This is a genomic window from Microbispora sp. CL1-1, assembly GCF_012034195.1.
Lineage (GTDB): Bacteria > Actinomycetota > Actinomycetes > Streptosporangiales > Streptosporangiaceae > Microbispora.
In genome coordinates, this window is the sequence record NZ_JAATEK010000015.1 from 25,118 (window position 1) to 46,354 (window position 21,237).

Annotated in this window: 19 protein-coding genes and 1 pseudogene; 14 read left to right on the forward strand and 6 right to left on the reverse strand. The window is 71.2% G+C overall.

Annotated elements, in window-relative coordinates; all coding sequences use genetic code 11:
• Positions 1-98 precede the first annotated feature (98 nt).
• Both HCK04_RS19150 and HCK04_RS19155 read right to left on the reverse strand, forming a co-directional pair.
• On the reverse strand, positions 99-1,142 hold the full coding sequence (locus HCK04_RS19150) for a glycoside hydrolase family 11 protein (RefSeq protein WP_142648738.1): 1,044 nt from the start codon (positions 1,140-1,142) through the stop codon (positions 99-101).
• A 347-nt stretch (positions 1,143-1,489) separates the two neighbouring features.
• The gene (locus HCK04_RS19155) at positions 1,490-1,888 is read right to left on the reverse strand and encodes an ACT domain-containing protein (protein ID WP_142648739.1); all 399 of its coding nucleotides are present in this window, start codon (positions 1,886-1,888) and stop codon (positions 1,490-1,492) included.
• A gap of 699 nt (positions 1,889-2,587) precedes the next feature.
• Here HCK04_RS19155 and HCK04_RS19160 point away from each other — a divergent pair.
• Positions 2,588-4,147, forward strand: a complete 1,560-nt coding sequence (locus tag HCK04_RS19160) for an alpha-L-arabinofuranosidase B (RefSeq protein ID WP_142648740.1) — start codon at positions 2,588-2,590, stop codon at positions 4,145-4,147.
• On the opposite strand, the gene HCK04_RS19165 is transcribed toward HCK04_RS19160, so the two are convergent.
• Both HCK04_RS19165 and HCK04_RS19170 read right to left on the reverse strand, forming a co-directional pair.
• Entirely contained in the window at positions 4,054-4,500 is a 447-nt protein-coding gene (locus HCK04_RS19165; protein WP_142648741.1) for a hypothetical protein, read from the reverse strand. The two genes, HCK04_RS19160 and HCK04_RS19165, sit on opposite strands and share 94 nt — an antisense overlap.
• Positions 4,497-4,883, reverse strand: coding sequence for a PadR family transcriptional regulator (locus HCK04_RS19170; protein ID WP_260617330.1), 387 nt, complete (start codon positions 4,881-4,883; stop codon positions 4,497-4,499). The genes HCK04_RS19165 and HCK04_RS19170 overlap by 4 nt, the downstream gene beginning before the upstream one ends.
• A gap of 115 nt (positions 4,884-4,998) precedes the next feature.
• On the opposite strand from HCK04_RS19170, the gene HCK04_RS19175 reads away from it, so the two are divergent.
• From HCK04_RS19175 to HCK04_RS19195, 5 genes are all read left to right on the forward strand, one after another.
• Positions 4,999-5,568 carry a TetR/AcrR family transcriptional regulator gene (locus HCK04_RS19175; RefSeq protein WP_142648742.1) on the forward strand — a complete coding sequence of 190 codons (570 nt, stop codon included), beginning with the start codon at positions 4,999-5,001 and terminating at the stop codon, positions 5,566-5,568.
• Positions 5,569-5,587: 19 nt separating this feature from the next.
• A complete protein-coding gene (locus HCK04_RS19180) occupies positions 5,588-6,763 on the forward strand; it encodes a GDSL-type esterase/lipase family protein (protein WP_142648743.1) in 1,176 nt (391 codons plus the stop codon).
• 230 nt (positions 6,764-6,993) lie between these two features.
• A complete protein-coding gene (locus tag HCK04_RS19185; RefSeq protein WP_142648744.1) occupies positions 6,994-8,343 on the forward strand; it encodes a potassium transporter TrkG in 1,350 nt (449 codons plus the stop codon).
• Position 8,344: 1 nt separating this feature from the next.
• The gene (locus HCK04_RS19190) at positions 8,345-8,998 is read left to right on the forward strand and encodes a TrkA family potassium uptake protein (protein WP_240971594.1); all 654 of its coding nucleotides are present in this window, start codon (positions 8,345-8,347) and stop codon (positions 8,996-8,998) included.
• Positions 8,999-9,225: 227 nt separating this feature from the next.
• A complete protein-coding gene (locus HCK04_RS19195) occupies positions 9,226-10,266 on the forward strand; it encodes a PP2C family protein-serine/threonine phosphatase (RefSeq protein WP_142648745.1) in 1,041 nt (346 codons plus the stop codon).
• A gap of 29 nt (positions 10,267-10,295) precedes the next feature.
• Here the strand turns inward: HCK04_RS19195 and HCK04_RS19200 are convergent, their stop codons facing one another.
• Entirely contained in the window at positions 10,296-10,769 is a 474-nt protein-coding gene (locus tag HCK04_RS19200; protein ID WP_142648746.1) for a MarR family transcriptional regulator, read from the reverse strand.
• Positions 10,770-10,905: 136 nt separating this feature from the next.
• Here HCK04_RS19200 and HCK04_RS19205 point away from each other — a divergent pair, with 136 nt between their 5' ends.
• From HCK04_RS19205 to HCK04_RS19235, 7 genes and pseudogenes are all read left to right on the forward strand, one after another.
• Positions 10,906-12,408, forward strand: a complete 1,503-nt coding sequence (locus tag HCK04_RS19205; RefSeq protein ID WP_142648747.1) for an MFS transporter — start codon at positions 10,906-10,908, stop codon at positions 12,406-12,408.
• Between the two features lie 160 nt (positions 12,409-12,568).
• On the forward strand, positions 12,569-12,778 hold the full coding sequence (locus tag HCK04_RS19210) for a hypothetical protein (RefSeq protein ID WP_142648748.1): 210 nt from the start codon (positions 12,569-12,571) through the stop codon (positions 12,776-12,778).
• 75 nt (positions 12,779-12,853) lie between these two features.
• A complete protein-coding gene (locus HCK04_RS19215) occupies positions 12,854-14,620 on the forward strand; it encodes a thiamine pyrophosphate-dependent enzyme (protein ID WP_142648749.1) in 1,767 nt (588 codons plus the stop codon).
• Between the two features lie 209 nt (positions 14,621-14,829).
• Positions 14,830-16,083, forward strand: coding sequence for an MFS transporter (locus HCK04_RS19220; RefSeq protein WP_142648750.1), 1,254 nt, complete (start codon positions 14,830-14,832; stop codon positions 16,081-16,083).
• Positions 16,084-16,218: 135 nt separating this feature from the next.
• A pseudogene (locus HCK04_RS19225) lies at positions 16,219-17,115 on the forward strand (NAD(P)-dependent oxidoreductase); the annotation flags it as partial.
• Complete coding sequence (locus HCK04_RS19230; RefSeq protein ID WP_142648752.1) at positions 17,112-17,885, forward strand: SDR family oxidoreductase; 774 nt, start codon at positions 17,112-17,114, stop codon at positions 17,883-17,885. The pseudogene HCK04_RS19225 and the gene HCK04_RS19230, both read left to right, overlap by 4 nt.
• A gap of 62 nt (positions 17,886-17,947) precedes the next feature.
• Positions 17,948-18,895, forward strand: coding sequence for a hypothetical protein (locus tag HCK04_RS19235; protein WP_142648753.1), 948 nt, complete (start codon positions 17,948-17,950; stop codon positions 18,893-18,895).
• Between the two features lie 108 nt (positions 18,896-19,003).
• On the opposite strand, the gene HCK04_RS19240 is transcribed toward HCK04_RS19235, so the two are convergent.
• Entirely contained in the window at positions 19,004-19,861 is an 858-nt protein-coding gene (locus HCK04_RS19240) for an AraC family transcriptional regulator (RefSeq protein WP_260617331.1), read from the reverse strand.
• Between the two features lie 106 nt (positions 19,862-19,967).
• On the opposite strand from HCK04_RS19240, the gene HCK04_RS19245 reads away from it, so the two are divergent.
• On the forward strand, positions 19,968-21,014 hold the full coding sequence (locus HCK04_RS19245) for a LacI family DNA-binding transcriptional regulator (RefSeq protein ID WP_205830447.1): 1,047 nt from the start codon (positions 19,968-19,970) through the stop codon (positions 21,012-21,014).
• Positions 21,015-21,237: the final 223 nt, after the last annotated feature.

Genomic DNA, 21,237 nt, shown 5'->3' on the forward strand with positions numbered 1-21,237 from the left:
GTACGCGCCCCAGCGCCCCGCAGCCGAGCGCCGGAAGCACAGTGGCGCGGCGGCCGTCGGCCGCCGCGCCATGAGGTGCGGAAGGTGCGGGTGCGGGATCAGCCCGCGCTACAGGAGACCGTCGGCCATGTCCAGTTGCCGTTGTGCTGGATGGTCACGCCGAAGTTGTTGCCGTTGCCGTTCGGCTTGGCGATCATCACCTGCGAGCTGGGCCAGTTGGCGTTGGTGTTCCAGGTGGCGATGATCTTCGCCGGGTTCGGGACGTTCATCGTCACGGTCCAGTTGTTCGAACCGCTGACCGAGACGTTGAGGTTGTAGCGGTCGCTCCACGACTGGCCGGCGGACAGCGTCGCGGTGCAGCCGCCACCGCCACCGCCGCCACCGCCGCCGCCACCGCCGCCGCCGCCACCGCCGCCGCCACCGCCGCCGCCGCCACCGCCGCCGCCACCGGAGGTCTCGCCGAGGGTGATGTTGGAGTTGCCGCTGCTCTGGTAGCCCTCGGTGGCGAGGATCTGGTAGTCATGGCTGCCGAGCGACATGCCGGCGCGGGCCCACGCGTCGAAGTGGTTGCCGATGGTGATGGTGCCGCCGGTCCGCTTCTGCTGCCGGACGCTCCAGTACTGGTTGAACGTCCGGGTGCCCTCGATGGACGGCTGGTTGTAACGCGTCGTCTGGTAGATGTCGTACGTGCCGCCGTCGGAGGTGACGGTGCCCTTGTACGTCCCGGTGGGCCGGTAGGTGCCCCAGTTCTCGACGATGTAGTACTCCACCAGCGGGTTCCTCGTCCACCCGTACAGCGCCAGGTAGGCGTTGCCCGAGGGGTTGAAGCTGCCCGAGTAGGTCACCGTACGGCGGCCGCCGGTGCTCCAGCCCTTGCCGGCGACGAAGTTGCCGGTGTTGCGCCAGGAGGTGCTGTAGTTTCCGCCGGAGCCCAGCTCCATGGAGACCGTGCCCTGGCTGTCGGTCCAGAACGAATAGAAGTATCCGTTGTTGGTGCCGGTCTGGTTCGTCGTCACGGCCGCGTTGGCGACACCGGGCAGCAACGCCACGGCCGCGGCCAGCGCCACCGCGCAGACACGGGCGATGAGCACCCTGACGCGGCCGGGTCTATGGCCTAACGATTGGGCGGGGGCGTCGATCATGCGCGCTTCCTCCTACTGAAGCCTGACGGGTGGTCAGACGGCGTACGGCGACTCTGCGGGGCGCGTAAGCGGGCGGGTGGTGGCGGCCATCCCACGACGGTGCCGTACGCCTACGCTTCCGAAAACTATCGGAGCTTTGACGAAAGTATCGGATCGAGATCGCACAGTTGTCAATGATTCCCGTAACGCTGCCGAAACCTTAGGGTGAGGGGAATCGCCATCAGACCTGGTGAGAGGCGTCCGCCCATTCGGTAAGGATTTCGGCGACACAGTCAGAACGCAGGTCAACGTCCTTGAAAGTTTCAAACCCGCAGGTCGGGCCGCATCAGCGCGGGCGGCGTCCGAGGTCAGGCGGAGCGGCGCGCGAGGTCCTCCAGCAGGGCCACCGCGTCGGCGACGCGCTCGTAGGGCACGAAGAGATGGTCGTGGTGGAAACCCGCGACGACGTTGCAGCTCAGGCCGGCGGCGGCGAGCTCCCGCGCGACGGCCGCGGTCAGGCCGACCGCCTCAAGCGCCGAGTGGACGCGCAGCGTGATCCAGCCCGCGACGTACTCGTACGCCAGCCCGGCGGCGTCGGCCTCCTGCTGCGGCAGGACCAGCGTCAGGCCCTCCTCCTCGGCGACCGTGACGACGGGCCGGGCGCCGGCGGGAACGCCGCCGTCCACCGTGGTGAACACGTAGCGGCCCGGGTTCAGTCGCGGCCGCATGCCGCTCAGCAGCATGCGCAGGTCGGTCTCGCCGGTCACACCCGGCACCGTACAGGCAGCCCGCGCATCGCCGCGTAGCACCCCGGCGGCCATACCAGGCCACATGCCAAGCCATGCCGGGGCGCGCCGGCCGGCATCCGCGATCGCACCGCCGTGGCGGCGACGCATGGCCACGCCAGGGCCGCCGCGGATCGACACCTCGCGACGCGGCCGGATGATCGCGATTAACGGATGTTATCCATAACATTCAGCTCCGTCGTTCGAGTCGGAAACGACAGGATGAGACGCGCCCGTGGGCGGCGGGCGGGGCGGGCGTCTTCCCGCCACTGTGGGCCATTCCGGCGGGCCGGTCAAGGCCGGTAAAAGCTGGTAAAGGGTCGAGTGACGGCGCGGGCACGTCGGTCCTGAAACTTTCACGACTTTGCGGAGCCGCCCGGCGCCCCAGAGACAGACCTGACATCACGAGACATTCACTGAGCAGGGACAACACGACAGAGTCAACCCGAGACCGGTCGCGCTCCCTCACCCTGGGGAATCGGCCGTCGACAACACCCGCATGGCGCGGGCAAACGTCCCATCGGCCGAATTGGGGCCTTGACGGAGACGGGCAGGACGCCAAAACTGAGCGCACCGATCCCCATACACGACTGTGAGACGGCGGGCTCACAGTGACAATTGTTAGCGCTAACACCTCACTGGCACGAGGCACGCCACCAAAGGAAGGCACGGAAAGCCATCATGATTTTCCGATCAGGGCACCTGAAGAGGACGGCGCTGTCCGCGGGCGCGGCGATCACGCTCGCCGCCGGCCTGCTGGCCGGCCTTTCCGCACCGTCCGAGGCCGCCACGCAGGGGCCGTGCGACATCTACGCCGCGGGCGGCACGCCGTGCGTGGCGGCGCACAGCACGACCCGCGCTCTGTATGGCAACTACAACGGCCCGCTTTACCAGGTGCGCCGTTCCTCCGACAACGCCACCCGCGACATCGGCGTGCTGAGCGCGGGCGGCGTCGCCAACGCCGCGACGCAGGACTCGTTCTGCGCCGGCACCACCTGCGTGATCACGATCATCTACGACCAGTCCGGCCGCAACAACCGCCTCACCCAGGCGCCTCCCGGGGGGTTCTCCGGCCCGGCCGCGGGCGGCTACGACAACCTCGCCGTCGCGACCGCCGCGCCGGTCACCGTCGGCGGCCACAAGGCGTACGGCGTCTACATCTCTCCCGGCACCGGCTACCGCAACAACAACACCAACGGCGTGGCCAGAGGCGACCAGCCCGAGGGCATGTACGCCATCTTCGACGGCACCCACTACAACAACGGCTGCTGCTTCGACTACGGCAACGCCGAGACCAACAGCCGCGACAACGGCAACGGCACGATGGAGGCCATCTACTTCGGCAACAACAACTACTGGGGCTACGGCGCGGGCAACGGCCCCTGGATCATGGCCGACCTGGAGAACGGCCTGTTCTCCGGCGTCAACCAGCACTACAACGCGGGCAACCCGAGCATCAGCCACCGGTTCCTGACCGCCATCCTCAAGGGTGAGCCCAACCACTGGGCCATCCGCGGCGGCAACGCCCAGTCGGGCGGCCTGTCGACCTTCTACAACGGAGTGCGGCCCAACGTCGCGGGCTACAACCCGATGAAGAAGGAAGGCGCCATCATCCTCGGCATCGGCGGCGACAACAGCGTCAGCGCCAGGGGCACCTTCTATGAGGGCGTGATGACGTCCGGTTATCCGTCCGACGCCACCGAGAACGCGGTGCAGGCCAACATCGTCGCCGCCGGATACGCCACGGCGTCGGGCGGCGTCCAGAACGGCACGCTCACCCCCGGCTCGGCGATCTCGCTGCGCGCGACCACACCGGGCTACACCGACCGCTACATCCGGCACCAGAACGACAACGCGATCACCTCGGTGATCACCTCGTCCAGCTCCACGCTGGACAAGAACGACGCCACCTGGATCGTGCGCAGCGGCCTGGCCAACAGTTCGTGCGTGTCGTTCGAGTCGAGGAACTACCCCGGCGACTACCTGCGGCACAGCTACTACCAGCTCTACCGGCAGCGCGACGACGGCAGCTCGCTGTTCGCCCAGGACGCCACCTTCTGCCCGCAGGCGGGCAAGAACGGCCAGGGCACGTCGTTCGCCTCCTACAACTTCCCGAACCGGTTCCTGCGCCACTACAACAACACCGTCTACATCGCGAGCAACGGCGGATCGAACGCCTTCGACAACGCCAACCAGTGGAGCAACGACGTGAGCTGGGTCGTCTCCCAGCCCTGGGCATAGCTCCCGGCTCCCCCGCACGACCGATGCCGCCCCCGGCCACCGGGGGCGGCTTTCCCGTCGTGGGACCTCTTCCCGCGTCCACACCCCGCCGCGAGCGGGAGCACGAGCAGGAGCCGGGCCCGCCGCGCGGGCAGGCGGGGCGGCGGGGCGTCGCGATGGAACCCGGTCGACAGCGCCAGCGCCGGGACCAGGGCAGGCAGGAGCGAGCAGGCCCAGCGCACCGCGTTCTCCCACCCCGTCATGGGCGGCGGCACCAGCACGCAGGACAGGACGAGGACCGCGACGGCCAGCAGCCGCAGCCACCGCCGGTAGCGCTCCTCGAGCACGCTGCGTTCGTCGTGGCGCTCGCTCATGCCGGCCCTCCCGCCTCGCTGAGCCCCTTACTGAACCCCTGTCTGGGCCCCTGTTTGAGCCCCTGCCTGAGCCGCAGCCGTTCGACGGCGCGGCGCGCGTTGTCGGCCAGCCGTACGGCCTCCTCCTCCAGCGCCCGCGCCCCCTCGTCGGTCAGCCGGTAGTAGCGGCGCAGCCGTCCCTGCCGCACCTCCTCGCGGTCCGCCTCCACCCACCCGTCGGCGGCGAGCCGGTCGAGCACGCCGTACAGGGTGCCGATCTTGAGGTGGACATGCCCTCCGGAGAGCCGCTCGACCTCCTGCGCGATGCCGTAGCCGTGCCGCGGCTCGTCGACGAGTGCGGTGAGAACGAGGAACGCCGGTTCCGTCATCGCCCGTGATGTCACCACTCCAGAATATATCGGAATCCATGATATTCAAGTGGACCGCACATCGAAGCGCGATTTGCCTATAGGCATTAGGAAATTACATAATCGTTGAAGGCAACGTAGGGAGAGGATAGTGGCGCGTGCGGGACTGACCACGGAACGCCTGATCAGGGCGGGAGCGGAGCTGGCCGACGAGGTCGGCTTCGAGCATGTGACGATCTCGGCGCTGGCCCGGCGGTTCGGCGTCAAGGTCGCGAGTCTGTACTCGCATGTGAAGAGCTCGCATGACCTCAAGACCGGGATCGCCCTGCTGGCGCTGGAGGAGCTCGCCGACCGGGTCGCCGACGCGCTGGCCGGGCGCGCCGGCAGGGACGCCCTGGCGGCCTTCGCCGCCGCCTACCGCGACTACGCCCGGGAGCATCCCGGCCGCTACGCCGCCGCCCGGTTCAGGCTCGACCCCGAGGCGGCGGCAGCCAGCGCCGGTGGCAGGCACGCCCAGATGACCCGGGCCATCCTGCGCGGTTACGACATCGCGGAGCCGGACCAGACACACGCGGTGCGGATGCTGGGCAGCGTCTTCCACGGCTACGTCGACCTGGAGATGAGCGGAGGCTTCAGCCACACCGCCGTCGACCCGGACGAATCGTGGTCCTGGATCGTCGACTCCCTCGACTCCATGCTGCGCAACCGGACCACGCCCTGATCACGAACAGGCTGAGGCGATGAGCATCGAACACGACCGAATCACCACACCCGTCACCGCCGACCTCCTGCGCGGCGCCCTCGACGTGGAACGCACGGCGCACGGCCTGCTGCCGCACCGGCTGCCCGCCTGGGCCCGCCGGCAGATCCCCGACGGGCAACTGGCCATGGCCGAGGCCCAGCCGTCCGGCGTACGGCTGGCGTTCCGGACCCGGGCGACCACCGTCGAGCTCGACGCGCTGCCCACCAAGAGGGCCTATCTGGGCCTGCCCGCCCCGGCGGACGGCGCCTACGACCTGCTCGTCGACGGCCGCCTCACGGCCCAGGCGACCGTGAGCGGCGGCAACGTCCGGGTGATCGACATGGCCACCCAGTCGGTCGAGCTGCGGGAGGGGCCTCCGGGAACCGCCCGGTTCGCCGATCTGCCCGCGCGCGACAAGACCGTCGAGATCTGGCTTCCGCATACGGAGATCACCGAGCTGATCGCCCTGCGCACCGACGCCCCGATCGAGCCGGCGCCGGACGGCGGGCGCAGGGTGTGGCTGCACCACGGCAGCTCCATCAGCCACGGCTCGAACGCCGCCCACCCCACCGCCATCTGGCCCGCCCTCGCCGCCGCCGCGGGCGGAGTCGAGCTGATCAACCTGGGGTTCGGCGGCAGCGCGATGCTCGACCCGTTCACCGCCCGCACGATACGGGACACCCCCGCCGACCTGATCAGCGTCAAGATCGGCATCAACATCGTCAACGGCGACGTGATGCGCCTGCGCGCGTTCACCCCCGCGGTCCACGGCTTCCTCGACACGATCCGCGAGGGACACCCGGCCACGCCGCTGCTGGTCGTGTCCTCCATCCTGTGCCCGGTGCAGGAGGACACCCCCGGCCCGCTCGCGCCCGACTTCCAGGGCGGGACCGTGCGGTTCAGGGCCACGGGCGACCCGGCCGAGCGCGCCGCCGGGCGGCTGACGCTCAACGTCGTACGCGACGAGCTCGCCCGGATCGTGCTGCGGCGGGCGTCCGACGACCCGCACCTGCACTACCTCGACGGCCGCGACCTTTACGGCGAGGCCGACTACGCGGAACTGCCGCTGCCCGACGAGGTGCACCCCGGCCCTGCGGGACATCGCCGCATCGGCGACAACTTCGCCCGGCTCGTGTTCGGCGCAGGCGGCCCGTTCGCGGCCACGTCCGGCTGATCGGAATTCCCTCCGGCGGTGACAGCCCCGATGTGCCCGGGCGGAAAGGTGCTGTTACGGTAGGCCGCGGTGTGCCGGGAAGTCGGGTCGGCGCCGTCGTCCGCTGCCCCCACGGAGGTCTCGGTGGTATCGCAGTCGGCCCGCCGCCTCGGCCACGGGCGCGGGATCCCCGCCCGACGTGGCCGCCCGCGCGGACGCGTACGGGACCGCGACGGCGGAGAGCCTCGCGCATGAAGCTGTTCTGGGCCATGGTGGCGCGTTTCAACCAGCCGGCGCAGGTGATCACGACGGTGTTCGGGGTGACGATCATCCTGGGGACCGTCCTGCTGTCCAGCCCGCTCGCCACGGCCTCCGGAGTGCCCGCGGACTGGCTCACCGCCCTGTTCACCGCGACGTCGGCGGTGTGCGTGAACGGGCTGACCGTCGTCGACACGGCCACGCACTGGTCGGCGTTCGGCGAGGTGGTCATCGCCGTGCTGATCCAGGTGGGCGGTCTCGGCATCATGACCCTGGCTACCGTCTTCACCCTGCTCGTCTCGCGCAGGCTGGGCCTGCGGGCCCGGTTGTCCGCGCAGGCCGAGACCCGGGTGCTCAACGGCAGCGACCTGCGCCGCGTCGTGGGCAAGGTGGTGCTGTTCAACCTGACGTGCGAGGCGGTCGTGGGAACCGTCCTCACGCTCAGGTTCGTGCTCGGCTACGGCGAGCCCGTCGGGCGCGGCCTCTACCTGGGCCTGTTCCACGCGGTCTCGTCGTTCAACAACGCCGGTTTCGCGCTGTGGCCCGACAGCCTCATGCGGTTCGCCGCCGATCCCTGGGTCTGCCTGACCGTCGCGGCGGCGGTGATCGTGGGCGGGCTCGGCTATCCCGTGGTGTTCGAGCTGCGCCGATCCTGGCGCCGCCCGAGCCGCTGGTCGCTGCTGACCCGCATCACGCTCACGGTCACCGCCGTCCTGCTGGCGGGCGGCACCCTGGTCTTCCTCGTCACGGAGTGGACCAACCCCCGCACGCTCGGGCCGATGGACGAGCACGGCAAGCTGCTCGCCGCGTTCTTCACCGCCGTCATGCCGCGCAGCGCCGGGTTCAACAGCCTCGACATCACGCAGATGCACCCCTCAAGCTGGCTCGTCACCGAGCTGCTGATGTTCGTCGGCGGCGGCAGCGCGGGCACCGCGGGCGGCATCAAGGTCACCACGCTGGGCCTGCTGACCTTCATCGTCTGGGCCGAGCTGCGCGGCGAGAGCCGGGTGAACATCGGCCACCGCCGCCTCACCGAGGCCGCGCAGCGGCAGGCGGTCTCGCTGACCGTGCTGAGCGTGGCCCTGGTCGCGCTCTTCACCTACGTCCTGCTGGTGCTGTCGCCGCAGTCCCTCGACCACGTGCTGTTCGAGGTCGTCTCAGCCTTCGGCACGACCGGGCTGTCCGTCGGCGTGGCCTCGGCCGCCTCCCCCGCCGCGCAGGTGCTTCTCACGCTGCTGATGTTCGTCGGCCGGATCGGCCCGCTCACGCTGGGCTCCGCCCTGGCGCTCAAGGAGCGCGGACGGCGCTATGAATTACCGGAGGAGGAGGTCATCGTTGGCTGACATGAGAAACGACCCCGTGGCCGTGATCGGTCTCGGCCGCTTCGGCACCGCGCTCGCCCTGGAGCTGGTGCGGCGCGGCACCGAGGTGCTCGCCATCGACCACCGCCCCAAGGTGGTGCAGAGCCTCGCGGGCCAGATCACGCACATCGCCACGGCCGACGCCACCGACCCCGAGGCGTTGCGCCAGCTCGGCCTGCCGGACTTCTACCGCGCGGTGTGCGCCATCGGCAGCGACCTGGAGGCGAGCATCCTCACCTCGTCGCTGCTGGTCGAGATGGAGATCGACGACATCTGGGCCAAGGCCGTGAGCCGGCAGCACGGCCGCATCCTCAGCCGGATCGGCGTCCAGCACGTGGTCTTCCCCGAGCACGACATGGGCGAGCGCGTGGCCCACCTGGTGAGCGGGCGGCTGCTCGACTACATGGAGGTCGACGAGAACTTCGCTCTGGTCAAGACCCTCCCGCCCAAGGAGTACGTCGGAGTGCCCCTCGGCGAGTCGAGCCTGCGCCGCAAGTACGGGGTGACGGTGGTGGCGGTCAAGCGGCCGGACGAGGAGTTCACCTACGCCACCGCCGAGACCGAGCTCGGCTATGGCGACGTCATCATCGTGTCCGGCCGTACGGACCAGGTCGAACGCTTCGCGGAGCTGCCGTGACGGCGAGCGAGGAAGGCCGGATGTCCTGCTTTACCGGCCACGGCGTCACGAATTCGAGTAACGTCACTACTCGTAGTGATCAGGTGGGGCCCGCCGCGACTTGACCGTCCGGCCCGAAATGGTGCCATCCGTCGCGGGCATAGGGGAGTGTCGTGTTCACTACGCGGGAAAGAGTAAAGCCACCAAAGGAATCATGTGCTGACGTGGGGGCCGGCTATGGAGTCGCGATGAGTTCCCAGAGCATCTTGCGTGCGTTGCCGTTCATCGCGATTCTCCTGGTCGTCATCGTCGACCTGATCACCGGGCCGGGGGTGGGCTTCCTGCCGCTCCTCACGCTGGGCCCGGCCTTCGCGTCGGTCGCGGGCAGCGTGCGCCGCACGGCCATGGTGGGGCTGCTGGCCCTCGTCATCTGCGTCCCCCTCGCCGTGTACGACGGCCTGCTCGGCCGTACGAGCAACAATCTCACCCTGACGGCGATCGTCGGCGTCACCGGCGCGAGCATGCTGGCCAGCCGCCTGCGCAACCGGCGCGAGCGCGAGCTGGCCAACGTCCGGCTGGTCGCCGAGGCGGCCCAGCGGGTGCTCCTGCGCCCGGTCCCCCGCCGCGCGAGCGACCTGCGGATCGCGCTCTCCTACACCTCCGCCGCGGCGGAGGCCCAGATCGGCGGCGACCTCTACGAGGTGGTGACCACCCCGGAGGGCGTGCGGATCCTCATCGGCGACGTGCAGGGCAAGGGCCTGGAGGCGGTGGAGACCGCGGCGTGGGTGCTCGGCGCGTTCCGCGAGGCGGCCTACGACCAGTCCGAGCTCGCCGGTGTGGTCGAGCGGGTGGAGACCAGCCTGGCCCGGCACCTGAGCGGCGAGAAGTTCGTCACCGCCATACTCGCGGAGGTGCACGAGGGGGAGATCTCGCTGCTCAACTGCGGCCACCCCGCCCCGCTCGTGCTGCGGCGCGACGGCGGCGTGTATTTCGCGGAGCCGCAGGAGGAGGCCCTCCCGCTGGGGCTCGGCGGGCTCGGCTCGCCGCGGCCCAAGCCCCACCGGGTGCCGTTCGAGGAGGGCGACCAGATCCTCTTCTACACCGACGGCGTGATCGAGTGCCGCGACCGGCAGGGCCGCTTCTACCCGCTCACGGAGCGGGCCCATCTGCTGCGCGGCACCGATCCCCAGGTGGCCCTCGACGGGCTGCGCGCCGACCTGCTGCGCCACGCCGGCGGCCCCTTCCCCGACGACGCCGCGATGCTCCTGCTCCGTCGTCATCCCGGATGAGCGGGCTCTCCGCCGGCCTCCTCTGACCGCTATCGGCCCGGGCGCTCCCGCGCGCCCGCCGTCGCGCGCTCGGTCATGGCGACCGAGCGGCGCAGAAAGTCGTGGATCACCGCGAGCTGCTCGTCGCTGTAGTCCTCCAGCAGCTCGTCAAGCGTCCTGACGCCGGCCTCCATCGAGGCGTTGATGGGCAGTTCGTGCTCCGGGATCGGCTCGATGATCACTCTCCGCCGGTCCCCGGCGTCGCGGACCCGGCGGACGTACCCCGGCTTCTCCAAGCGGTCGATCACGCCGGTGACGGCGCCGCTGGTCAACCCGGTGAGCTCGGCGAGCTGACCGGCGGTTATCGGCCCCTTCCTGCTCAGGATGTCGAGACACCGGGCGTCGGTGGCGTTCAGCCCCATCTGGTCGGCGATCGCCTGACTGTAGAGGACCGCCCTGGCCGTGTAGGCCCGCACCGCCTCCCTGATCGACACGAGCAGCTCCGGACGCGAGACCTCCGCCATTGACGTCGCCTCCAAATTCTCTTAGTCTCCTAAGAGACTTAGCTCAGTGAAGTAAATTGCTTGCTCTGCAAAAGAGACTACTTCGGCCGGGATCCCGGGGCCCTCCTCGATCCCCGGCAGTCAGGAGCGTCGTTCCATGTCCGTCACGTCACAGGACGCGCGAGCGTCCGGTCCCGAGGCAGGGCCGAGCGCCAGGCGGTGGCCCGCGCTCCTTGTCGTTCTCCTCGCCGCCTTCATGGACCTGGTGGACAACACCATCGTCACCGTGGGCCTGCCGGAGATACAGAAGGACCTCCGGGCCACCGACGCCGACCTGCAGTGGGTGGCGGCCGGCTATGCCCTGGCCTTCGCGCTCATGCTCATCACCGGCGGCCGCCTCGGCGACGTCTTCGGCCGCAAGAAGACCTTCCTCGCCGGCATCGTGGGCTTCACGATCGCCTCGGCGCTGGCGGGGGCCGCGCAGGGCCCCGAGACCCTGATCGGCGCGCGCGTCCTGCAGGGCGCGCTGGCCGCGGTGATGATCCCGCAGGTCCTGACCTACATCCAGGTCGGTTTCAGCGCCGCGGAGCGTCCCCGGGCACTCGGCCAGTACGGCATGGTCCTGGCCCTCGCCGGTGTCAGCGGGCCGCTGCTGGGAGGTCTGCTCATCGACGCCGACCTCTTCGGCTGGGACTGGCGCACCATCTTCCTGATCAACGTTCCGATCGGTGCCGCCGCCTTCCTCGGCACCGCCGCGCTCATGCCCGAGTCCCGGGCCGAGCACACGCGCCGGCTCGATCTCGTCGGCGTCGTGCTCATCACGCTCGCCCTGGTGGCGGTGTTCTACCCACTGGTGCAGGGCCGCGAGCTCGGCCGGCCTCTGTGGACCTTCATCTCGATGGCGGCCGCTCTCCCCCTGCTGGTCATCTTTGTGGCGTACGAGCGGGGCAGGACCCGCAGGGACGACTCCCCGCTCGTCGACCTCGGCCTGTTCCGGGAGCGCGGCGTCATTCCCGGCCTGGTGGTGGCCTTGGTCTTCTTCACCGGCGGCAGCTTTTTCTTCGTCCTGACGCTGCACCTGCAGATCGCGCTCGGCTACACCCCGCTCCGCGCGGGCCTGACCTTCCTCCCGTTCGCGTTCGGCGTGATCATCGGCTCGGGGGCGGCCACCCGGCTCGCCCCGCGTGCCGGCCGCCTGGTGGTCGCCGTCGGCTCCGTCGTGATGGGGGGCGCGGTGGCCGGCATGATCTACACCCTGCACCGCAACGGCGCCGGCCTCAGCCCCTGGAATCTGCTTCCCGCCATGGTCGTCGCCGGCATCGGCCTGGCCTGCGTCTCGGCGACCCTCGTGAACATCGCCCTGGCCCGGGTCTCCGCGCGCCACGCGGGCTCGGCCTCCGGGGTCGTGAACACGACGGTGCAGCTCGGCTCCGCGGCGGGAATCGCCGTCATCGGCACCGTCTTCTTCAGCCTGCTGGCAGGCAACGCCACGGAGACGGCGGCCACCGTCGCGGTCTTCCTCCGCTCGAGCGAGCAGGCCCTGTGGGTCATCGTCGGCCTGCTGGGGGTGAGCTTCCTGGCGAGCTTCCTGCTGCCCTCCGGCCCCGTGAAAACCGGGCAGGCCGGGCAGGCCGACGAGACCGGTCGCGAGGCGACGTGATGCGCCGGTCTGCCGCACCCCAAATCCCCGTGACCTGCGGCGTCGTTTACGCGTACGGGTGCCGGGAAGGGCCCATCGGGCGAGCCGTTCGATGCCGGATCACGAAGGTGTCGATCACGAAGGTGTCGATGACGCAGGTGTCGCATACGAGGTGTCGATCATGAACGTGCAGAGCACCGTGGTGAAGCGCGCGGGCGACACCCTGACGTCGGCGATCGGCAGCGTGGCGGGTGCCGTGGCCGATCCGAAGGGCGCCCTGAAGCAGGTCAGGTCGGTCGTGTCGTCCCCGAAGCGGCTGGCCGTCGCCGCCGGTCTCGTCTCCGCGTACGCCCTCGGCTGGTGGTGCGGCCACCGTGCCGCCTCCCGCTGACCGGGACCGTCGCGGAACGCTGAACGGGATCGCCGCGGAACCCGCCCGTACGGTCGAATGCAATCGGAGGCGGACATGACCGAGATCGTGGGTGAGAGCCTGGCCCGGCGGCTGGTGGAGTGGGGGGTCGACACGATCTTCGGGCTCCCCGGTGACGGGATCAACGGCCTGATGGAGGGGTTCCGCCGGCACCGGGAGAAGCTGCGCTTCATCCTGGTGCACCACGAGGAGGCCGCCGCGTTCATGGCGACCGGCTACGCGAAGGCGACCGGCCGACTCGGCGTGTGCGCCGCGACCTCGGGACCGGGCGCCATCCACCTGCTGAACGGCCTGTACGACGCCAAGCTCGACCACGTGCCCGTGCTGGCCCTGACCGGCATGCAGGAGACCTCGGTGCTGGGCACCCACTATCAGCAGGAGGTCCACCTCGACCGTCTCTATCAGGACCTCGCCGCCTACAACCTGATGGTCACCAACCCGCAGCAGATGCCCGGCGTGGTCGACCTCGCGGTGCGCGCCGCGCTGACCAGGCGGACGGTGTCGCACCTGACCTTCCCCAACGACATCCAGGTGGCGCCCGCGAGCGAGGACCCCTACCGGCACGTCAGCCCCGGCACCCCTCCCGCGAGCCTGACGACCTGCTCTCTCCCGCCGCTGCGGCCGGTCGAGGAGGACCTGGCGCGGGCGGCGGAGGTGCTGCGGCAGGGCCGGAAGATCGCCATGCTCGTCGGCGTCGGCGCGCGGCACGCCCGCGAGGAGGTGCTGGCGGTCGCCGACAGGCTGGGCAGCCCGATCGTGAAGACCCTCCCCGGGAAGTTCGTGGTGCCCGACGACCACCCGCTCACCACCGGCGGGCTCGGCCTGCTCGGCACCGCGCCGAGCGAGGAGCTCATGGAGGAGTGCGACACGCTGCTGATGGTCGGCACGTCCTTCCCCTACGGGAAGTACCTGCCGCCCGAGGGGCAGGCCCGGGTGGTGCAGATCGACGCCGATCCCGCCCTGCTCGGCATCCGGCGGCCGACCGAGGCCCCGGTCGCCGCCGACGCCAGGCTCGCGCTGCGGGCGCTGCTGCCGATGCTCGGCCCGGCGAAGGACCGGTCGTTTCTGGAGAAGTACCAGCGCAGGATGGACGCCTGGCGGCGCGACATGCGGGCGCTGGAGGACCCGAGCCGTGATCCGATCGCCCCGCAGTACCTCATGGGCTGCGTCGACGAGGCGGCCTCCGGCGACGCCATCCTGACCTGCGACTCCGGGACCATCGCGACGTGGGCCGCGCGGCACTGGACGATCCGCGACGGACGGGAGTTCTACCTGTCGGGCAACCTCGCCACGATGGCCCCCGGCCTGCCGTACGCCATCGGGATGCAGCACGCCTTCCCCGGCCGCCAGGTGATCGCGTTCGTGGGCGACGGCGGGTTCGCCATGCTCATGGCCGACTTCCTCACGGCCGTGCGGCACGACCTGCCCATCAAGGTCGTGGTCAACAACAACAACAGCTACGGGCAGATCCTCTGGGAGCAGATCATCCTCGGCTACCCCGAGTACGCCGTGCGGCACCGGCGGCCCGAGGCCGACTTCTCCGCCTGGGCCCGCGCCTGCGGGGCGTACGGCGCGAAGATCAAGGACCCGAAGGACCTGCCGGGCGCGATCCGGGAGGCACTGGCGCACGACGGGCCGGCGCTGGTGGACTGCGACGTCAATCCCAACGAGCCGCCCATGCCGGGCAAGGTCAGGTATGAGCAGGCCAAGCACTTCACCGAGGCGTTCCTGCGCGGCCAGCCGCACAAGGCGGGCGTGCTCGCCACGGTCGCCCGCGACAAGATCAACGAGCTGCTGTCCTGACGGTCGCGGGAGCCGGCCGGAGTCGGCAGGGGCGGGCGCGAGGGCCGCCGACCGGGTCATCGCCGCCTACGATGTACGTCGCATCACGGGCCTGACCCGGCTCGGTGTGAGGGAGCTCACATTCCCAACATTTCGAGATTTTTGGAACTAAATCCGGGGCGCGGCGGTTACAACCGTTCGAACTATTTCGAACCATAGCCGGAGCCACGATGACAAGTCGCCTGCACGAACGACAGCACGCCCTCGACACCCCGGCGGTGAGACGCCGCGGCCTCCCGGCCCTGCCGCGCGCGGCGGCCTTCTGGCTGGTGGCGGGCACCACGGCCATTCTGCTGTCCGCTTCGAGCGCGCCGAGCCCCCTTTATCCCGTCTATCAGGCCGAGTTCGGCTTCAGCGCCCTCACGCTGACGGCGATCTTCGCCGTCTACGTGCTCGCGCTGCTGGTCAGCCTGCTCACCGTGGGGCGGCTGTCCGACTTCCTCGGCCGCCGCCCGGTCCTCGCCGTGGCGCTGGTCGCCGAGGCGGCCGCGATGGCCGTCTTCCTCGGCGCGAACGGCGTAGCCGCCCTTGTCGCCGCCCGCGTCGTCCAGGGCCTCGCGACCGGCGCCGCGATCGGTGTGGTCGGTGCGTACCTGCTCGACCTGCAACCCGCCGACGGCTCGCGGCTGGGATCGCTCATCAACGGCGCGGCCACCACCGCGGGCCTGAGCATCGGCACGGTCGGGAGCGGGGTGCTGATCGAGTACGCGCCGCACCCCACCCGGCTGATCTTCGTGATTCTCACGGCGGCGTTCGTCGTCCTCGCGATCGCGACGGCCGTGCTTCCCGAGACCGTCGAGCGGACTCCCGGCGCCGCCGCCACGCTGCGCCCGAGGGTGCTCGTCCCCGCGCCGGCCAGACGCGCGTTCCTGCGCGCGGTCCCGGTCATGCTCTCCACCTGGATGCTCGGCGGCCTGATCTTCTCCGTCGGGGCGTCGCTGCTCGGCGCGGTGTTCGGCGAGCACAACCACGCGGCGATCGGCCTCGTCCTCGGCGCGCTCGCCGCGGTCTCGGCGCTCGTGTCGGTGCTGCTCAGGAATCGCGCGCCGGAGCGCCTCCAGCGCGAGGGAACGGTGCTGCTCCTCCTCGGGACGATCCTGCTGATCGTCGCCGTGGCGTCGTCGTCGCTGCCCCTCTTCGTCGTGGCGGCGCTCGTCGCGGGCGCCGGGTGGGGGCCGGCGTACCTCGGCGCCTTCCGGACGGTCAGCCAGCTCGCGGCGCCGCACGAGCGGGCCGCGCTGATCTCGGCGATCTACGTGGTGAGCTATCTGGCGTTCAGCATCCCGGCGCTGGTCGCCGGGGTCGCCATCACCACGCAGGGCCTGCGGGGCACCTCGCTGGTCTACGGCGCCGTCGTCGCCGTCGTGGCCGCCGCAACCCTCGTCTACGAGGCGCTGAGCCGGCGCGAGCCGGCCGCTGCGTGACGACAGCGACGGCAACGGCGACGACGACAGCGGCGGCGACGGCGAGGGCGGCACAATCGTTCAAGACCTCCGCCGCGCCGTCGCCTACAACGGTCCCCGGCGTGCCGCCGCCGCGGCACGGGACGTACGCAGGGAGGCGAACGGATGGACGTGGGCTTCGTCGGTCTCGGGATCATGGGTCAGCCCATGGCGCTCAACCTGGCCCGGGCGGGAACCCCCCTCGTGGTGTGGAACCGTACGGCCGCCAGGGCCGAGCCGCTGCGCGCCGCGGGCGCGCGGGTTGCGGGCAGCGCGGCCGAGGTGTTCCGGCGGGCGCGGGTGGTGATCCTCATGCTGGCCGACGAGGCCGCGATCGACGCGGTGCTGGAGCGGGGCACGCCCGCCTTCGCCCGCAACGTCGCCGGCCGGATCGTGGTGCACATGGGCACGACCTCACCCGCCTACTCCGCGGAGCTGGAGACCGACGTGCTCGCGGCCGGGGGCCGCTACGTCGAGGCGCCGATCTCCGGCTCCCGGGTGCCGGCCGAGCAGGGGCGGCTGGTGGCGATGCTCGCCGGCCGCCCGGACGCCGTTGAAGAGGTCCGCCCGCTGCTGAAGCCGATGTGCGTCAAGACGGTGGTGTGCGGGCCCGCGCCCAAGGCGCTGCTGACCAAGCTCGCGGTCAACATCTTCCTGATCACCACGGTCACCGGCCTCGCGGAGTCGCTGCACTTCGGCGAGCGCCAGGGCCTCGACATCGAGCTGCTCGTCGACGTGCTCAACTCGGGCCAGATGGCGAGCGACATCTCGCGGGTGAAGGCGGTCAAGCTGGCCGGGCGCGACTTCGCCCCCCAGGCCGCCATCGCCGACGTGCTGAAGAACAACCGGCTCATCGCCGAGGCGGCCCGTGGGGCCGGCATCGCCTCACCGCTGCTGGACGTCTGCCATAGCCTCTTTGGCGAGACCCTCGCGCTGGGCCACGCCGACCTGGACATGGCCGCCGTCGTCCACGCGATCGAGGCCAGGACGGACGGGGAAGGAGCACGCCGATGACCTCTCACCCGGTCGTCATCGTCACCGGAGGGACGCGCGGGATCGGCCGCAGCACGGTGCGCCGCCTGTGCGCGGACGGGTTCGGCGTCGTCTTCACCCACTCCGGCTCCGACACGGACGCCAAGGCGCTGGAGGACGAGCTCGGCCGCGACGGCGCCCTCGTCCGCGGCGTACGGCTCGACGTGACCGGGGAGGACGCGCCGGAGCGGCTGTTCGAGCTGGCCGAGGCGGCCGGGGAGGTCACCGGCCTGGTCAACAACGCGGGGGTGACCACCAGGATCGGGCCGTTCACCGGTCTGACCGACGCCGACCTGCGGCGGGTCGTCGACGTGAACCTGGTGGCGCCCGTGCGGCTGTGCCGGGAGGCGGCGCGGCGCTGGACCGCGTCTGCGTCCGCGTCCGCGTCGTCGTCCGCGTCGTCGTCCGGGAGGGTGATCGTGAACGTCTCCTCGGTCGCGGCGCGCACGGGCTCGCCGCACGAGTACGTCGCCTACGCCGCGACCAAGGCTGCGGTCGAGACGCTGACCGTGGGCCTGGCCCGGGAGCTCGCCCCGGCCGGCATCCGGGTCAACGCCGTCGCGCCGGGGACGATCGACACCACGATCCACGCCCGTTCCGGAGAGCCGGGGCGGGCGGAGCGGGTGGCGGCCCGCATCCCGATGGGGCGTCCGGGCAGGCCGGAGGAGATCGCCGAGGCGGTCGCCTGGCTGCTGTCGGACCAGGCGTCGTATGTCACCGGCGCCGTGCTCAACGTCGACGGCGGGCTCTGAGTGCCCGTCCTGACAGGACGCGACCACCATCCTTGATGTCGGCATCGTGCGAAGATGTCGGGATGCTGTCTCGAATAGCGCCGGCCGCCGTGGTGGCCGGCGCGACGTTCATGATCATCCCCCAGGCCGAGGCCGCGACGGCCCCGCCCGTGATCCGCTATGCGGGTCTCGGGTCCTGTCTCCAATCCGACGGCGGCCGCCAGCCCTGCGGCCCGTTGAAGCTCTGGCTGAGCGACGGCCGCGTCGTCGCGCTCCCCGGCGCCCGCAGGACCGTGGCACCCGGCGAGTACACCGTCGCCGGCGTCGTCGCCGTCTCCCAGGACGGCGCCCACGCCGCGTACTTCGCGGGCAAGGACGGCGTGCTCACGATCTGGGCGGCCGCCACCGGCAAGACGCGCGAGGTGCCCACCGTCACGTGGCCGGACGACCTCCGGATGGACGCGCTCACCCTCTCCCCTGGCGGCCGGTTCCTCGGCATGCGCGGGGTGAACGCCTCCGAATGGGAGGTGAATCGCGTCGCGGACACGACTACGGGGAAGGTGTTCAGCCTGCCGAGGGGATACCAGACCTGGGACTTCAGCCCGGACGGCAAGCGCATGATGGCGGGCGACAACCGGAGAGCGGTGCTCTACGCGACCGGCACGTGGTCGGTGACGTTACGGCGGTCCGTCTACATGCGGGGTGATCTCGGCCCCGACGGCGTCACCGTGGCCTCCCCGAAGTGGACGAAGACCGGCGGTTCGGTGAAGAACGTGGTCGTCACCCGCAACCTCGCCACCGCGAAGAAGAGCAGCATCCCCATCCGGCTTCACAAGGGCGAGACCGCCCTGGCGGCCCGCTGGGACAGGGCGGGCCATCTCGACGTGCTGACCCGCTCCGATCGTCACGTGAACGGCGACCTGCGCAGGACGCACACCTGGTATCGGGTGAACCGCACCACGCACCGGCTGCGCAGGCTCGACTCCTTCGTCATCCCGTCCTCGGTGGGAGGCTACGTCCTCGCCCAGTGACGGCCCGGAAGGCCGACACATGCCACCTGGGCTCAGAAGCCGACGCTGGAGATGATCGCCGGCACGAACCGCGCAACGCACCCAGCCGATGGAGTACGGCGCCGATCGTCAGGCGAGCGCGGCGGTCCACTTCGCGGGCGTGAGGCCGTAGGCCCGCTTGAACATGCGCGACATGTGGGCCTGGTCGGCGAACCCGGCGAGCTGGGCCGCCTCGGCCAGGGGCGCGCCGTCGCGCAGCAGCCGCCGGGCCAGGTCGAGTTGCCGCATCGTGCGGAAGCGTGTCGGGCTGGTGCCGAACGCCTCACGGAACTGCCGCGCGACCGTCCACCGGTCGAGGCCCGAGACCTGCTCGAACTCCGCGAGCGTGTGCCGCGTCGTCGGGTCGTCGGCGATCAGGTCGCGCACCCGGGTCAGCGCCTCCAGCGCCAGCGGAGCCCGCCTGCCCGGCCTCGCGGAGGAGTGACGTACGAGCGTGCGGACCACCCGGAGCGTGAGCGTCAGCCGTTCGGCCTCGTCCAGCGGGTCGTCGATGTCGCGCAGCCACGCGGCGAGCGCGGGATCGGCGTCGCGCCGCGCGATCACGGGGTCGGCGACGAACGGCAGCGGCGCCCCGCCCAGCGCCTCCTGGACCAGGGCGGGGTCGAGGTAGATGATCCGGTAGCCGAACCCCTCGTCGGTGCCCGCCACGCCGTCGTGCGGCTCGTCGGGGTGCAGGACGTGCCAATCCCCCGGCAGGCAGTGCCGCTGCTCACCGCGATAGCGGAACGTCTGCACGCCCCGCAGCGTCATCCCGATCGCGTACGTGTCGTGGCGGTGCGTGGAGAATCCCTCGCCGTCGAGACACGCCTCAAGCCGCTCGATGCCCGCGGCGCCGGAGCCGAACCGCAGCCGGTGGCCGGGCCGGGTCCCGCCGTCCGGCAGATGCCGGCGCAGGTCCGCACCGCTGTCCGGTGACTCGTGCCGCACGCGCCGAGACTACCGGCGTCCGCGGCCGTCGTACGGACCGGGGACGTGTGATCGCTCGGTCGCGGCGGTTTTGACCCCGGCTCGCCCCACCGATCACGATGGGGGCGTGAACGAAACCCCTGTCGAGGTGCCCGCGCCGCGTCCCGGCCGGGAGCCGGTGCCGAGCATCCGCGACGTCGCGGCGGCGGCCGGCGTGTCCCGCCAGACGGTGTCCCGGGTGCTCAACGCCTCGCCCAAGGTGAGCGCCGAGACGCGGCGGACCGTCATGGAGGTCATCGAACGGCTGCGGTATAGGCCCAACCGGGTGGCCCGGGCGCTGGGGTCGGGGCGGGCGCGGGGCGTGACGGTGGTCACCTCCGACACCATGCTGTACGGCTACGCCTCGACGCTGCAGGGCATCGAGGAGGCGGCCCGGGTCGAGGGCCTGGCCGTCGGGGTGCGAGTGGTCGAGTCCGACCGGGAGAGCGACGTCCGCAACGCCGCCGACTACGTCAGCGATCCGAGCGCCGGGGGTGTGATCGTGATCGCGTTCGACGCGGCCGGCATCGCCGTGCTGCGCGCGCTCCCCGAGTCGCTGCCCGCCGCGGCGGCGATCGAGCCCGGCGTGCCCGTGGTCGGCCGCCCGGCGATCTGCCTCGACGAGCAGCAGGCGTCGGCCGAGGCGACGCGCCACCTGCTGGCTCTCGGGCACCGGACCGTCCACCACGTGGCCATCCCGTCGGAGTCGGAGCACAACGGACGTCTCGCGGGCTGGCGTCGTGCGCTGGACGAGGCCGGGGCGGCCGTCCCCCCGGTGGTCCCGGCCGGCTGGGACGTGCGGTCGGCGTACGAGGCGGGGCGGGCGCTGGCCGCCGACCCCGGCGTTACCGCGATCCTGTGCGGCAACGACGACATCGCGCTGGCGGTGCGCCGCGCCCTGTTCGAGGCGGGCAAGGACGTGCCGGGTGACGTGAGCATCGTGGGCTTCGACGGGGTGCCCGGCTCGGCGTACTGGACGCCGGCGCTCACGACGGTGGAGATGGACTTCGCCGGGCTGGGCCGCGCCACGGTGGCGGCGGTGCTGGCCGAGCTCGCCGGGGAGCCGCAGCCTGCCGTGTCGCTGACGCCGCCGCGGCTGGTGGTGCGCGAGTCGACGGCGCCCCCGCGCGGGTAAGCCGGGTTCACGGGGCGGTGCCCCACGGCCGCGCCCTCGCGTCGCCCGCCGCTGCGCCCTCGCGCAGCCCGCCGCCGAGGTGGCGCTGACGATCGGCCCGGGCGCGTCGCCGGATGTTGTTAACAACACCGTAACGGGCCCTTCCCCTTACTGATGTGACCGGTCACACTCGCATTCGTGCGGATGTGACCGGTCACACGCATACAGGGGAAGGGCTCGCCCG

Excerpts from the sequence above, each read along its gene's own strand:
- HCK04_RS19215 (WP_142648749.1), top strand. The coding sequence starts at position 12,854 with ATGACCGAGATCGTGGGTGAGAGCCTGGCCCGGCGGCTGGTGGAGTGG.
- HCK04_RS19160 (WP_142648740.1), top strand. The coding sequence starts at position 2,588 with ATGATTTTCCGATCAGGGCACCTGAAGAGGACGGCGCTGTCCGCGGGC.
- HCK04_RS19180 (WP_142648743.1), top strand. The coding sequence starts at position 5,588 with ATGAGCATCGAACACGACCGAATCACCACACCCGTCACCGCCGACCTC.
- HCK04_RS19230 (WP_142648752.1), top strand. The coding sequence starts at position 17,112 with ATGACCTCTCACCCGGTCGTCATCGTCACCGGAGGGACGCGCGGGATC.
- HCK04_RS19190 (WP_240971594.1), top strand. The coding sequence starts at position 8,345 with ATGAGAAACGACCCCGTGGCCGTGATCGGTCTCGGCCGCTTCGGCACC.
- HCK04_RS19200 (WP_142648746.1), bottom strand. The coding sequence starts at position 10,769 with ATGGCGGAGGTCTCGCGTCCGGAGCTGCTCGTGTCGATCAGGGAGGCG.
- HCK04_RS19165 (WP_142648741.1), bottom strand. The coding sequence starts at position 4,500 with ATGAGCGAGCGCCACGACGAACGCAGCGTGCTCGAGGAGCGCTACCGG.
- HCK04_RS19235 (WP_142648753.1), top strand. The coding sequence starts at position 17,948 with ATGCTGTCTCGAATAGCGCCGGCCGCCGTGGTGGCCGGCGCGACGTTC.
- HCK04_RS19210 (WP_142648748.1), top strand. The coding sequence starts at position 12,569 with ATGAACGTGCAGAGCACCGTGGTGAAGCGCGCGGGCGACACCCTGACG.
- HCK04_RS19150 (WP_142648738.1), bottom strand. The coding sequence starts at position 1,142 with ATGATCGACGCCCCCGCCCAATCGTTAGGCCATAGACCCGGCCGCGTC.
- HCK04_RS19205 (WP_142648747.1), top strand. The coding sequence starts at position 10,906 with ATGTCCGTCACGTCACAGGACGCGCGAGCGTCCGGTCCCGAGGCAGGG.
- HCK04_RS19220 (WP_142648750.1), top strand. The coding sequence starts at position 14,830 with ATGACAAGTCGCCTGCACGAACGACAGCACGCCCTCGACACCCCGGCG.
- HCK04_RS19195 (WP_142648745.1), top strand. The coding sequence starts at position 9,226 with ATGAGTTCCCAGAGCATCTTGCGTGCGTTGCCGTTCATCGCGATTCTC.
- HCK04_RS19185 (WP_142648744.1), top strand. The coding sequence starts at position 6,994 with ATGAAGCTGTTCTGGGCCATGGTGGCGCGTTTCAACCAGCCGGCGCAG.